Raw genomic sequence first — 12,654 nt, forward strand, 5'->3', positions numbered from 1 at the left:
CCATGAAACACATCACGTTCTACCTCGACTTCATTTCGCCTTCCGCCTGGCTGGCCTTTGAGCGCCTGCCCGAGGCGCTGGTGGACCTGAGCTACAGCGTCGAATACCGCCCGGTGCTGCTGGGCGCGTTGCTGCAGCAGCATGCCAACCCTGGGCCCGCGGGCATTGCGCCCAAGCGCGCCTGGACCTACCGCCACGTGACCTGGCTGGGCCACGCGCAGGGCACGCCGCTGCAGATGCCAGCACGCCACCCGTTCAACCCGCTGCCCTTGCTGCGCCAGGCGCTGGCCTGCAGCGACGACGGTTGCATCAACCGCTATGTGGCGGGTACCGTGCTGCGCCATGTGTGGCAGGGCGGGCACGACGCGCTGGACGCCGAGCGCCTGGCCGCGCTGGCGGCCGATCTGGCCGAACAAATCCGCCCGGGGCAGGACATGCACAGCGAGGGCCCCAAGGCGCTGCTGCGCGCCAACACCGAGGCCGCGCAGGCGGTGGGTGTGTTTGGTGTGCCTTCGTTTGTGGTGGACGGCAAGGTTTTCTGGGGGCTGGATGGCCTGCCCATGCTGCGCGCCTACCTGGAAGGTGACGACTGGTTTGCCGGGGCTGAAGGCGAGGCACGCTGGGCTGCGCCCGAGCTGCTTCCTTCAGGCCTCAAGCAGGGCTAAGAGGCTGAGAGTTCTTTATCCATGCCCGCCTTGCACGCGAAAACGCCCCGGCTCGTCGTTGCAAATGCTCGCCATAGCCCGAGCTATGGCTGTGCTTTGCGCCTAGATCCGCGGCGTTTTCGCGCGCCTTTCGGGCTTGGCTAAAGAACTCTCAGCCTCTGAGGCCCGACGCCGTGCCATCCTCACCCGCTGCCATCCCGGTGGCGGGCCAGCCACCGGTGCTGGGCGGCCAGTCGCTGCACGTCGGCCCAGCTGCTGCACTGCGCCGCCACGCGGGGCCAGATGCGCTGCAGCAGGTCGCATTCCACCAGGGTGTCGGCGGCGGCCTGGTGCCGCACGGCGCAGCGGATGCCGAAGTGCGCCATCCAGTCGTCCAGCGCGCGGGCGCGCACCTGCTCGTGGGTGACGGCGCACAGGTGGTCCACATCCACCCAGGGGTTGGGCAGGCCATGCCCCAGGTGCTGGCGTGCATGGCGGTTGATCATGCTGCGGTCAAAGGCCGCGTGGAAGGCCAGCAGCGGGCTGTCTTGCACATAGTTTTCAAAGGCCTGCAGCGCCTGGGCGGCGGGCATGCCGTTGCGCTGCATTTGCGCTCCAATGCCGTGCAGCAGAATGTTGTCCTTGCTCGATGTCTCGTCCTGCTGCACCACCACCTCAAAGCTGTCGCCCAGCGCCACGCTCAGCGTGCGGCGCTGCCAGTCCACCCGCAGCGCAATGGCGGCAATGGCCAGCAGGCGGTCATGGCGCATGTCCAGGCCACTGGTCTCCACGTCCAGCATCACCCAGCGGCTGCCGGTGTAGGCGGGGGCATGCCCAAGGGCGCGCCTGATCGGCTCCAGCCAGCGCATGGCGGCTACCGGTCGTAGTCCAACTGCAGCCTTTGTTGGAGCTGCCGCGCCACGCGAAAGGATTCGCGCAGGATGCGCCGGTCGATGTCGTTGAGCCCGGCCACCACAATGCGGTTGGGTGGAGCGGCTTCAGCCTCTCCGGCCTCCAGCTGCACCCGCAGGCGCAAGATCTGCAGGAACTCGAAGCCGCCCACCCAGGCGCCGGTTTCCGTCTCGGGCAGGCGCCACTGCGCGCCAGCGGCCTCCAGGCGCAGCCGCGTGTTGGTCTCGTGCATTCCCAATGCCAGGCTGTAGATGCGCGCAGCGTCCACAAACAGCGCCGTGCCCTGCAGCTTCAGGTCCAGCGCGCCATGCTCGTCGGTGTCTATGGCGCCGCGCCAGTTCAGCGGCACGCTGCGGCCCAGGGCGTTGTGGGCCAGCATCTTGAGAAAGCGCGGGCTGTTGCGCGCGGCCAGCGTCACGTCGGCGCGCAGCGCCTGGGCCAGCGCCACATCGCCACACAGGGGCCGGAAGTCAAAGTAGATGGAGGCGTTGAGCAGGTCCTGGGGCGAGCCCTGCGCCACCCAGTGCCCGAAGCGCTCGCGCCACTCGTCGAGCTTGAGGCAGCAGGCGCTTTCGCCCGCCATGATGCCGCCCCGGCACAGCGGGTAGCCGCAGGCGTCCAGCGCCAGGTTGACGGCATGCGCAAAGTGCCGAATCGCTTCGCGCGACTCGTCGGACACGTCGTTGTTCAGAATGATCGCGTTGTCCTGGTCGGTGGCAATGGTCTGCTCCGCCCGCCCCTCGGAGCCCAGGCACAGCCAGCACAGCCATTTCAGATCGATGCCAAATTCTTCGGCCTTGAGCTGCACCAGTCGTTCGGTCAGCACATCGTTGAGGTGGCTGATCATCGATGTGAGCTGCCGCGCATGCACGCCCTGCGCGAGCAGGCTGCGTGCCAGGCGGCGGATGTCCTGGGCCGAGGCCTGCAATGCCTCTACGTCGGTGGCCGAGCGCAGCGCGGTGCTCACGCTTTTGAGGCTTTGCCGCTGCATGGCGAACAGGTCGCGTTCTGACACCATGCCAATCGCCACTTCATCGCGGGTGATCGGCACGTGGCGGATGCCGTGGCGCGACATCAGCAGGGCTGCGTCTTGCGCCGAGTGTTCACTGGTGAGCGTGCGCACCGGCCGCACCATGACCTCCGCAATGGGCGTGTGCAGCGGCAGCTGGGCCAGCGCCACGCGGCCCAGCACGTCATACCGCGTGAGGATGCCCACAGGGTGCTGGGCCCCATCCACCACCAGCATCGAGCCCAGGCGCTGCTGGTGCATGGTCTGCAGCGCGGTGTGCAGCGGTGTGCTGGCATCGCAGGTCACCAGCTTCTTGCCGATGAGTGTGCCCAAGGGGGTTTCGAGCGACTGCTCGGCCGCGGCGTGGGTGGCATAGGCGGCTTGCAGTGCCTGGCGCGAAAGCGCGAGGAACTGCACCGTGCGCTGGCCCAGGTACTGCGCAAACGCCGTGCTGCGGCTGGCCAGCCGGTGCATGTGGGCTACGGCCAGCACCAGCACAAAGGTGTCGGTGTTGGCGCGGTACGTGGCCGTAACAGCACGGCCTGCCCAGGCGGCGCTGACGGGGAACAGGTCGCCCGCCTCGTACTCGAAAGCGCCCACCGCCTCGGCCAGCCCCCGGGTGCCCGTGACGGCGCCCTGGCGCACGTAATACAGCGACTGCACCGTTCCGCTCTCCGGGCCAATCACCAGCTCGCCGGGGGCGAAATACTGCTGCTCGCAATGCGACAGGAAATCATCCACCTCGGCATCCTGCATCTGGGCAAAAGGGGCGTGCTGCCGGAGGTCCTGGCGGAAGTTGGCCAGCAGGTGGTGCGATGGCTGTAGCGGCGCCTGTGCGCTGGCAGCTGGTGGCGGACTGGGCGGCTTTTCCATGGCGGCAGTCTATGCCCGGCCCGGCGACGCGGGAAGTCCTTCCATGTGCCTCGCCTTGACCTCGATCAAGGGTTTTGGAGCCCTTGGTGTTTTCCCGCAAGAGCGTCTCAGATTCCACCGATTTATCGCATCGCAAAAAAAAGATGCAGGGTTTTTGCGGGATTTGTAAGTTAGCGATAAGCCCTGTGTCAGCCAGCGGTCAGACACCCTGCGCAGAGTGCGTCCACCTTTCCTTTTCCTTACAGCGAGGCATCGAGTTCACCATGCTCCTGACCGTTGTCATTCTGAAAAGCCTGATCGAGTTGTCCCTGATGTTCATCGTGGGACGGTTTTTGTTGGGGTTGCTGGCCGGGGCCAAGCGGCACACCAATGTGTTCTGGCAGATGCTGGACGTGGCCGCCAAGCCCTGCCTGTGGCTGACGCGCAAGGTAAGCCCGCGCTTGGTGCTGGACCAGCACATCCCACTGGCCGCAGCAAGCTGGCTGGTCATGGCCTGGGTGCTGGTCGTCAAGCTCAAGATCGACCTCTGTCTGGAGCTGGGAGCACAGGCATGCCAGTGACCCAGAGCCTTCCCCTTCCCCCCGTCCGCTGGTCGCAGCGGCTGGAGCGTCAGGCGCTGGTCTGGCGTGCCAAAGCCTTGCTGTTTGTGGGCCGTAAGGCTGCGGCCAAGGCCGTGTTTGAGCGGATTCTGGAGCGCTGGCCCCAGGACGTTTTGGCGATCAACAGCCTCGCCTACGACGCGCTGCTCAGCGACCACAAGACACAGGCTCTGCAGTACTACGCCCAGGCATTGGCCTTGCAGCCCCAGGTGTGCAATGCCCACTTCAATCATGCCTATGTGGCCGAGCAGCTGGACCAGCTGGCACTGGCCGAAGAGGGGTTCCGGGCGGCCCTGCAGATCGACGAAAAAATGGACCGGGCTTGGTATGGCCTGGGTCTGGTGCTGGTGCGGCAGGGGCGGCTTCAGGAGGCCTTGCAGGCCCTGGATCGCAACACCGGCCTGCAGCCAATGAGCCCCTTTGGCTGGTATCAGATGGCGCGTGTGCACGTCGATCTGCACCAGCCCGAGGAGGCACGCGCCGTAATACGGCATTTGAAAGGATTCGAGCCCAAGGTGGCCGCGCAACTGGAGCGGGAGACCGGTTTGCGTACAGATTTTTAGCGCTGAAGTCCGAGTGAGTGTTCTTTTAACGACATGGAGGAGCAAGCAATGAAACTGACGGCCAAGCACCAGGAATACTGGCGCAAAAATCTGCAAATAACGGCCCTTTTATTGGGCATATGGTTCTTTGTCACTTTTGTCGTGGTGTTTTTCGCCCGCGACCTCACGTTCAGCTTCTTCGGCTGGCCGTTCTCGTTCTGGGTGGCTGCCCAAGGCGCCCTGGTGGTGTACTGCCTGATCATCTGGTACTACGCCCGCCACATGAACAAGCTCGACATCGAATACGGCGTTGCCGAAGGAGAAGAATGATGGGACTCTTCGGCGGAGACGGACAGTCGCAAGGCGACTTCAAAAAGGGCCTGAACAAGGTCTACACCTGGTACACCGGTGGCTTCATCGGCTTTGTGTTGGTGCTGGCGGTACTCGAACAGATGGGCCTGCCCAAAAACTGGATCGGCTACCTTTTTCTGGCGGCCACCGTGTTGCTGTATGCCGGTATCGGCATCATGAGCCGCACCAACGACGCGGCGGAGTATTACGTGGCCGGGCGCCGCGTGCCGGCCATCTACAACGGCATGGCCACAGGGGCGGACTGGATGTCGGCGGCCTCCTTCATCGGCATGGCGGGCACCTTGTACCTGTCAGGTTATGGGGGGTTGGCGTTCATCCTGGGGTGGACGGGCGGTTACTGCCTTGTGGCGCTGTTCCTCGCCCCTTACCTGCGCAAGTTCGGCCAGTTCACCATTCCCGACTTTCTGGGGGCGCGGTTTGAGGGCAACCTTCCCCGGCTGATCGGGGTGGGGGCCGCCATCCTGTGCTCGTTCACCTATGTGGTGGCACAGATCTATGGTGTGGGCCTGATCACTTCGCGCCTTACGGGCCTGGCTTTCGAGATCGGTATTTTTGCCGGGCTTGCCGGCATCCTGGTCTGCTCGTTCCTCGGTGGCATGCGTGCCGTGACCTGGACGCAGGTGGCGCAGTACATCATCCTGATCATTGCGTACATGCTGCCCGTGGTGTGGCTGTCGGTCAAACACACGGGCGTGCCTGTGCCGCAGGCGGTGTATGGCTACACCCTGGAAAAGGTGACCGCCAAAGAGGCCGAGCTGATCAAGGACCCCAAAGAAATGGAGGTGCGTGGCATCTACAAGGCACGCTCGGATGCGGCCGTGGAAAAGCTCAAGGACGTGAATGCTTCGCTGGCGGCCGACCGGGCGGCAGCGCAGAAGAAGCTGGATGACCTGAAGGCTGCCAATGCGCCCGCTCCCGACATCGCCGCCGCTGCCGCCGCGCTTGCCGCAGTGCCCAAGAACGAAGCAGACGCCCGCACTGCGTACACGGCGGCGCGCACCTCGAATGCAGCCAAGTCGGCGCCGCCCATCCGCCATGCCGAGCCGTTCCCCGGCAAGGATGAGGCCGCGCAGAACGTTGCACGCAAGAACTTCCTCGCGCTGGTGTTCTGCCTGATGATCGGCACGGCCGCGCTGCCGCACATCCTCATGCGCTACTACACCGTGCCCTCGGTGCGCGAGGCGCGGGAATCGGTGAGCTGGTCGCTGTTCTTTATCTTCCTGCTGTACTTCACGGCGCCTGCGCTGGCAGTGCTGGCCAAGTACGAGGTCTACACCGTGCTGGTGAACACACCGTTCGCCAGCCTTCCGGAGTGGATCGCGCGCTGGTCGGCGGTCGACAAATCGCTGCTGTCGGTGGTGGACATCAACAACGACGGCATCCTGCAGCTGGCGGAGATCTCCATCGGTGGCGACATCATCGTGCTGGCCACGCCTGAAATTGCTGGCCTGCCGTACGTGGTGTCGGGCATGGTGGCGGCGGGGGGGCTGGCAGCGGCGCTGTCTACCGCAGACGGCCTGCTGCTGACCATCGCCAACGCGCTGTCGCATGACCTGTACTACAAGGTGCTGGACCCCAATGCCTCCACGGCACGCCGCGTGATGGTGTCGAAGCTGCTGCTCCTGCTGGTGGCCCTGGCAGCAGCCTACGTGGCGGCGCAGAAACCAGCGGACATCCTGTTCCTGGTGTCGGCGGCCTTCTCGTTTGCGGCGGCGGCGTTCTTCCCGGCGCTGACGCTGGGCATCTTCTGGAAACGTGCCAACAAGTGGGGGGCGTCGCTGGGGATGTTGGCCGGTCTGGGCATCACCTTCTATTACATGGTGACCACCCAGCCCTGGCTGTACAAGCTCACGCACGGAACGGCGATCACGCCGGAAATCGTCAAAGCCAACACTTGGTGGGATATCGCGCCCATCTCGGCAGGTCTGTTCGGTGTGCCGCTGGGCTTTGCGGTGATCATCATCGTCTCGCTGCTCACCAAGGCCCCGGGCAAGGAAATCCAGGAACTGGTGGAGCATGTGCGCTACCCCAGCCTGGATGGCAAGACCTCGGCAGCGAGTGCTGCACACTGACGGGACGGGCGCCTGAGGGCGCCCTGAGCGTTCATAAAAAACCCCGCCAGGCCGTGGCGGGGTTTTTTTATCGGCCGGTCTTTGCGTGTTGTTGGGGTTCAGCGGCCCAGCGCTGCGGCCACGAATTCCTCGGCCTTTTTCTCTGAGCGCATGGAGGCCACCACGGGGCGCAACTCCTGGATCTTGGCCTCCAATTCGGCCGCCGATTTGCATTTTTCGAGCTGCAGCGCCAGAGGCTCGCATGCCGGGCCCAGCAGGTCTTCAAGGACCTTGGTGGCGCGCCGGGCGCTGGTGCGCAGATCCTGAACCGGTGCGGCCGCGGTGGCCGGGGTGTTGCCCGTTGTGGCGTGCGTGGGCGAGGGAGGCGCCACAGCCCCGGAAACCACCGATGCCAGCCCCAGGTCGACCAGCGCCTGGCCAATGCGCAAGGCCTCATCGAGGCTGCCACAGGCCTGGGCCAGGTCCTGCAGCCGTTTGCTGCCGTCCACCAGGATCAGGGTGGTACGTTCACGGGGAGGGAGTGCCCGGTCGCGGTGCTTGATCGCCTCGATCCCTTGATCTGTCTTTTTTAGGACGGTGTGCGCGTGCATGGGGCCCCTGCAAAAGTTGACGGTTGTCTCCACAAGCGGGCTGGCAGCGCACGCTTAGGCGCTTGGTGTGCACGGAGTCCGGTGGACTGCATGGGCGCACAGGCCCTAATCGGGGTTTTCCCTGCCCAAGGTCCAGTCGCTCCAGTGCGCTTGAAAGCCCGCTCATAAGGACGGCAGGCACTTTGTAAGTATCGGTTCAGTTTAACGCAAGCCTCTGTTGGTTTGGCGTCAGAGCAGAGTCAGTGCCTTCCCGAAGAATGACCTTGCCCGCCACTGTGCGGTCTTAAAAATCACCAGGAGACATAGACACCATGGCAACCATCCATCCCGCACCGCGGCCGATGTCGCCCGAAGAGCGCAAGGTCATCTTCGCATCGTCGCTCGGCACCGTTTTCGAGTGGTACGACTTTTACCTGTACGGCTCGCTCGCAGCCATCATCGCCAAGCAGTTTTTCAGCGGGCTGGATGCCGGATCGGCGTTCATCTTCGCGCTGCTGGCCTTCGCAGCGGGCTTCATCGTCCGTCCGTTCGGCGCGATTTTCTTCGGCCGCCTGGGCGACATGATCGGTCGCAAGTACACGTTCCTGGTCACCATCCTGATCATGGGTCTGTCCACCTTCATCGTGGGTATCTTGCCGACCTATGCCTCCATCGGTGTGGCGGCCCCCGTCATCCTGATCATCCTGCGCCTGCTGCAAGGCCTGGCGCTGGGTGGTGAGTACGGCGGCGCAGCCACCTATGTGGCCGAGCATGCTCCGCACGGCAAACGCGGCGCCTACACCGCCTGGATCCAGACCACGGCCACGCTGGGTCTGTTTCTGTCGCTGATGGTGATTCTGGGCACCCGTACCATGCTGGGCGAAGAAGCCTTTGCGGACTGGGGCTGGCGTGTTCCGTTCATCGTGTCGATCCTGCTGCTGGCCATCTCGGTCTGGATCCGTCTGTCGATGAATGAATCGCCTGCCTTCCAGAAGATGAAGGCCGAGGGCAAGACCTCCAAGGCTCCATTGACCGAGTCTTTCGGCCAGTGGAAGAACCTGAAGATCGTGATCCTGGCACTGGTAGGCTTGACCGCCGGTCAGGCCGTGGTGTGGTACTCGGGCCAGTTCTATGCGCTGTTCTTCCTGACACAAGCCCTGAAGGTTGATGGCGCCACCGCCAACATCTTTGTGGCCGTCTCGCTGCTGATCGGCACGCCGTTCTTCATCGTGTTCGGTTCGCTGTCGGACAAGATTGGCCGCAAGCCCATCATCCTGGCAGGCTGTCTGCTGGCCGCGCTGACGTACTTCCCTGTGTTCGGCGCACTGACCAAGGCGGCCAACCCTGCCCTGGCTGAAGCCCAGGCCAAGAACCAGGTGATCGTGACGGCAGACCCCAAGGAATGCTCGTTCCAGTTCAACCCCACCGGCACTTCCAAGTTCACCAGCTCGTGCGACATCGCCAAGCAGGTGCTGGCTGGCGCTTCGGTGAGCTATGACAACGCCGTCGCTGCGGCTGGTACGCCCGCCACGATCAAGATCGGTGACACGGTCATCGCCTCGTACACCAGCAAGGGCCTGCCCGCTGACGAAGCCAAGAAGAAAGATGGCGAGTTCAAGAAGGCTGTGGCCGATGCACTGAAGGCTGCGGGCTACCCCACCAAGGCAGATCCTGCCCGCATCGACAAGGTCATGGTCACCGTGATCCTGACCTACCTGGTGCTGCTGGTGACCATGGTGTACGGCCCTATTGCCGCCATGCTGGTCGAAATGTTCCCCACCCGCATCCGCTACACGTCGATGTCCCTGCCGTACCACATCGGTAACGGCTGGTTCGGCGGTCTGCTGCCCACCACGGCGTTCGCCATCGTGGCCCAGACCGGCAACATGTACAACGGCCTGTGGTACCCCATCATCATTGCCGGTGCCACGGTGGTGATCGGTGGCTTGTTCATCAAGGAAACCAAGGACGTGGACATCTACGCCAACGACTGATCGGTTCTGACCGGTGAACAGGGCCCGCCCCGCAAGGGTCGGGCCCTGTGTTCCATCAAGGGGCTTGTCCGCGCACCAGTACAACCCATAACCCTGGGGATGCTGTGCATGATTCGAGCGGTAAGTGTGCGCTGCGGATCGGGATGGGCTGCAAGGCGCAAAACGCAGCAATAGCCGTAGCTATTGCGAGGTTTTGCAACGCGGCAGACCGCCCGAGACCGCAGATGCACACGGCGCGACGAATCGTGCACAGCATCCCTAGCCAGGCCCCTTGATTGAACAAACCCATCCCAGGAGATATTGATATGTGGAAGATTGTTGTTGGCTTCGTCTTGTTTGCTGCGTTGTCGATGTACGTGATCATCACGGCGGGCGACAAGGCCGACATGGGTGGTGAAAAACACGGTGCAGATGCCGTGCATGCGCCCGAACCCGCTGCCAGTGCACCCGCAGCGGCGCCTGCGTCGGCACCTGCATCTGCGGCCAGCGCGCAATAAGCCGCCGGGCCCCATCCCAAGTCATCAAAAAAAGCCTGCAGCCGAAAGGCCGCAGGCTTTTGTTTTGTGCGGGGCTGTCACGGTGGGCCGCACACTCCACGCCCCTACCGCTTCTGGCGCGGCGCAGGGCAAGAGCCCGCACGGCGCCTCAGTTTCTTAGGGTGTCATCGCTTGAAGCGCCCGTCACTCCCGATGATGGAAAGGTCGGCGAACACCAGACCGCTGTGGTCCGTGGGGCTGTAGCTCAGCTCCACGCCACCCAGGTCCCACTTCTTGATGCTCTCCAGGCCTGCGTGCAGTTTGGCGCGGTCCGGCTTGGGGCCCGCGCGTTTGATACCTTCCAGCAGCACCTTGGCGCTGACGAAGCCCTCCACCATCGCGGGAGTGAGATCAGAAATGTTCTTGGCGCGGGCCAGCTCCATGGCTTCCTTGACCACCGGCTAGTTCACCGACCGCTCGGAGGGAAAGACCTGCGTGACCACAACCCCCCGGGCCTGGTCGCCCAGCAGTTTGACAAAGCCGCCCGAGGCATTGTTGGACAGTGTCACGATCTGCCCCGTGACCCCTGCAGCGCGCAGCGCCTTGATGCCGTCCACCACCCCCGCGCCCGTGCCGATGAAGACCACGGCCTGGGGCTGCTTTTGCGCCACACGCGGTGCAATCGCGCTGTAGTCGGGCTTTGCACGATCAAACTTCTCGACAAAGAGGGCTTCCAGCTGGTTGGCCTTGAAGCCCAGCTGTGCACCTGCCAGGCCATCTGCGCCAAAGGTGTCGTCCACATGCACCACGCCAATGCGCTTGATGCCCAGGGTGTTAAGGTGGGTGATGGCCTTTTCTACCTCGCGCTGGTAGGGCGCGCGCACGTTGAAGATGAACTTGTGCACCGGCTGGTGGAGCACCATGGCGCCGGTGGAGGGGCCGACCAGCGGCACGCCGTGCTGCTCCAGCAGCGGCATGATGCCCTGGGTGTGGGGCGTGCCCCGTGTCATGAACAGCCCGATCACGCCTTTTTCCTCAATGAGAGTGCGGGTGTTTTCGAGGGTCAGCTTGGGGTCGAATTTGTCGTCCAGGGATATGACCTCCACCTTCTGCCCCGCGATACCGCCCCGGGCGTTAACGTGATCAATGTAGAGCGCCGCGCCCTGCATGGATTCGGCCACCGTGGCCGCTGCCGAGCCCGTGATGCCCACCGTCTGTCCAATGAGAATCTGTCCGTGGGCTGCGCCCACTATTGCGAAGATGGCGGCCAGGGTAGCGCCCCCGCGAAGCCAGTGTGTCAATCTCATGTTTGTCCCAAGATGCCTGTTTGTTGGAGGCGTCAATATAGATACAAACGGTGACAAATAAACTGTAGAAATACGTAGGCCCGGACGGAGCCGGGCCTGCGCAACCTATGGCCATCGGGTGGAAGGCTCTTAGCGGCGGAACCTGCCGTCCGTACCGATGATGGAGAGGTCGGCAAAGTCCAGGCCCGTGTGGTCGTCTGGGCCGTAGCTCACCTCCAGCCCGCCCAGGTCGAATTTCTTGATGCCTTCCAGGGCCGCGTGGATCTTGTCGCGGCTGGGTTTGGGGCCGGCGCGCTTGAGCCCTTCCACCAGGACCTTGGCGGCGGCAAAACCCTCCAGCATGGCGGGGCTGATTTCCGTCAGGCCCTTGGCCTTGGCCAGTTCCTGGGCCTCCTTGACCATGGCGTAGGTCACCGCGCGCTCATTGGGGTACACCTGGGTCACGATCACGCCGCGCGCGTTGTTGCCCAGGCTCTTGATGAAGCCGCCCGAGGCATTGTTGGACAGCGTCACGATCTGTGCGGCAGAGCCTGCGGCGCGCAGCGCATTGCTGCCATCGACCACGGCAGAGCCGGAGGCGATCATCAGCACGGCCTGGGTGTCTGCCTTGGCCACTTTGGCCGCAACTGGGGCGAAATCAGGCTTGGCACGGTCAAACTTCTCCAGCACCACGGGTGTGAGCTTGGCCGCCGCCAGGCCCTTTTGCGCCCCCGCCACGCCATCGGCGCCAAAGCTGTCGTCGGCATACACCACGGCAATGCGGGTAATGCCCATGGAGGCCAGGTGGGTCATGGCCTTTTCTGCCTCGCGCTGGTAGGTGGCGCGCACGTTGAAGATGTATTTGCGCACGGGCTGGTGCAGCACCATGGCGCCCGTGGAAGGGCCGACCAGTGCCACGCCGTGCTTTTCCAGCAGGGGAACGATGGCCTCGGTGTGGGGCGTGCCGCGTGTGAGGAACAGCGCCGACACATTGTTTTCCTCGATCAGCTTGCGCGCGTTTTCTGCGGCCAGCTTGGGGTCGAACTTGTCGTCCAGCGAGGTCAGTTCGATCTTCTGGCCGTTGACGCCGCCCTTGGCGTTGACCGCATCGATATAGAGCAGGGCGCCATCGGTGGTTTCTTTCACGCCTGCCGCCACCTGCCCGGAGAAGCCGGCGGTTTGCCCGATCAGGATCTGGGCATGGCCAGCGCCGCACAGCGCGGCGGCCAGGGCGACTGCGGCTCCCCATTTTGTCCATTTGTACATGGTCGTCTCCTTGGATTGTCGGGCTACTCTAGACAAATAT

At 63.8% G+C, this 12,654-nt stretch carries 11 protein-coding genes and 1 pseudogene; 7 read left to right on the forward strand and 5 right to left on the reverse strand.

Going from position 1 to position 12,654, the window contains the following annotated elements; all coding sequences use genetic code 11:
- Positions 1-2: 2 nt before the first annotated feature.
- Positions 3-665, forward strand: coding sequence for a 2-hydroxychromene-2-carboxylate isomerase (locus AC2YJX_RS05030; RefSeq protein ID WP_487255456.1), 663 nt, complete (start codon positions 3-5; stop codon positions 663-665).
- 182 nt (positions 666-847) lie between these two features.
- On the opposite strand, the gene AC2YJX_RS05035 is transcribed toward AC2YJX_RS05030, so the two are convergent.
- Complete coding sequence (locus tag AC2YJX_RS05035) at positions 848-1,513, reverse strand: 3'-5' exonuclease (RefSeq protein ID WP_487255457.1); 666 nt, start codon at positions 1,511-1,513, stop codon at positions 848-850.
- Positions 1,514-1,518: 5 nt separating this feature from the next.
- Positions 1,519-3,438, reverse strand: coding sequence for a DUF294 nucleotidyltransferase-like domain-containing protein (locus AC2YJX_RS05040; RefSeq protein ID WP_487255458.1), 1,920 nt, complete (start codon positions 3,436-3,438; stop codon positions 1,519-1,521).
- Positions 3,439-3,701: 263 nt separating this feature from the next.
- On the opposite strand from AC2YJX_RS05040, the gene AC2YJX_RS05045 reads away from it, so the two are divergent.
- From AC2YJX_RS05045 to AC2YJX_RS05060, 4 genes are read left to right on the forward strand one after another with little or no spacing between them, the layout of a single operon-like run.
- Complete coding sequence (locus AC2YJX_RS05045; protein WP_487255459.1) at positions 3,702-3,998, forward strand: hypothetical protein; 297 nt, start codon at positions 3,702-3,704, stop codon at positions 3,996-3,998.
- Positions 3,989-4,600: a tetratricopeptide repeat protein gene (locus AC2YJX_RS05050; RefSeq protein ID WP_487255460.1), complete on the forward strand. Its 612-nt coding sequence runs from the start codon at positions 3,989-3,991 to the stop codon at positions 4,598-4,600. The genes AC2YJX_RS05045 and AC2YJX_RS05050 overlap by 10 nt, the downstream gene beginning before the upstream one ends.
- 48 nt (positions 4,601-4,648) lie before the next feature.
- Positions 4,649-4,909: a DUF4212 domain-containing protein gene (locus AC2YJX_RS05055; protein ID WP_228896060.1), complete on the forward strand. Its 261-nt coding sequence runs from the start codon at positions 4,649-4,651 to the stop codon at positions 4,907-4,909.
- Positions 4,906-7,023 (forward strand): sodium:solute symporter family protein, encoded by a 2,118-nt coding sequence (locus tag AC2YJX_RS05060; RefSeq protein ID WP_487255461.1) that lies wholly within the window; start codon positions 4,906-4,908, stop codon positions 7,021-7,023. The genes AC2YJX_RS05055 and AC2YJX_RS05060 overlap by 4 nt, the downstream gene beginning before the upstream one ends.
- 98 nt (positions 7,024-7,121) lie before the next feature.
- Here AC2YJX_RS05060 and AC2YJX_RS05065 read toward each other — a convergent pair whose 3' ends face one another.
- A complete protein-coding gene (locus AC2YJX_RS05065; protein ID WP_487255462.1) occupies positions 7,122-7,613 on the reverse strand; it encodes a hypothetical protein in 492 nt (163 codons plus the stop codon).
- 311 nt (positions 7,614-7,924) lie between these two features.
- Here AC2YJX_RS05065 and AC2YJX_RS05070 point away from each other — a divergent pair, with 311 nt between their 5' ends.
- Together AC2YJX_RS05070 and AC2YJX_RS05075 are read left to right on the forward strand one after the other, a co-directional pair.
- Positions 7,925-9,586: an MFS transporter gene (locus tag AC2YJX_RS05070; protein ID WP_228896065.1), complete on the forward strand. Its 1,662-nt coding sequence runs from the start codon at positions 7,925-7,927 to the stop codon at positions 9,584-9,586.
- A gap of 305 nt (positions 9,587-9,891) precedes the next feature.
- Positions 9,892-10,083, forward strand: coding sequence for a hypothetical protein (locus tag AC2YJX_RS05075; RefSeq protein WP_055393051.1), 192 nt, complete (start codon positions 9,892-9,894; stop codon positions 10,081-10,083).
- A gap of 164 nt (positions 10,084-10,247) precedes the next feature.
- Here the strand turns inward: AC2YJX_RS05075 and AC2YJX_RS05080 are convergent.
- Positions 10,248-11,369, reverse strand: a pseudogene (locus tag AC2YJX_RS05080) (ABC transporter substrate-binding protein).
- 129 nt (positions 11,370-11,498) lie between these two features.
- The gene (locus tag AC2YJX_RS05085) at positions 11,499-12,614 is read right to left on the reverse strand and encodes an ABC transporter substrate-binding protein (protein WP_487255463.1); all 1,116 of its coding nucleotides are present in this window, start codon (positions 12,612-12,614) and stop codon (positions 11,499-11,501) included.
- Positions 12,615-12,654: the final 40 nt, after the last annotated feature.

Source organism: Acidovorax sp. SRI_002 (assembly GCF_057586455.1).

Coding starts and splice junctions, on each gene's coding strand:
- AC2YJX_RS05035 (WP_487255457.1), bottom strand. CDS start 1,513: ATGCGCTGGCTGGAGCCGATCAGGCGCGCCCTTGGGCATGCCCCCGCC.
- AC2YJX_RS05060 (WP_487255461.1), top strand. CDS start 4,906: ATGATGGGACTCTTCGGCGGAGACGGACAGTCGCAAGGCGACTTCAAA.
- AC2YJX_RS05085 (WP_487255463.1), bottom strand. CDS start 12,614: ATGTACAAATGGACAAAATGGGGAGCCGCAGTCGCCCTGGCCGCCGCG.
- AC2YJX_RS05050 (WP_487255460.1), top strand. CDS start 3,989: ATGCCAGTGACCCAGAGCCTTCCCCTTCCCCCCGTCCGCTGGTCGCAG.
- AC2YJX_RS05040 (WP_487255458.1), bottom strand. CDS start 3,438: ATGGAAAAGCCGCCCAGTCCGCCACCAGCTGCCAGCGCACAGGCGCCG.
- AC2YJX_RS05075 (WP_055393051.1), top strand. CDS start 9,892: ATGTGGAAGATTGTTGTTGGCTTCGTCTTGTTTGCTGCGTTGTCGATG.
- AC2YJX_RS05065 (WP_487255462.1), bottom strand. CDS start 7,613: ATGCACGCGCACACCGTCCTAAAAAAGACAGATCAAGGGATCGAGGCG.
- AC2YJX_RS05070 (WP_228896065.1), top strand. CDS start 7,925: ATGGCAACCATCCATCCCGCACCGCGGCCGATGTCGCCCGAAGAGCGC.
- AC2YJX_RS05045 (WP_487255459.1), top strand. CDS start 3,702: ATGCTCCTGACCGTTGTCATTCTGAAAAGCCTGATCGAGTTGTCCCTG.
- AC2YJX_RS05030 (WP_487255456.1), top strand. CDS start 3: ATGAAACACATCACGTTCTACCTCGACTTCATTTCGCCTTCCGCCTGG.
- AC2YJX_RS05055 (WP_228896060.1), top strand. CDS start 4,649: ATGAAACTGACGGCCAAGCACCAGGAATACTGGCGCAAAAATCTGCAA.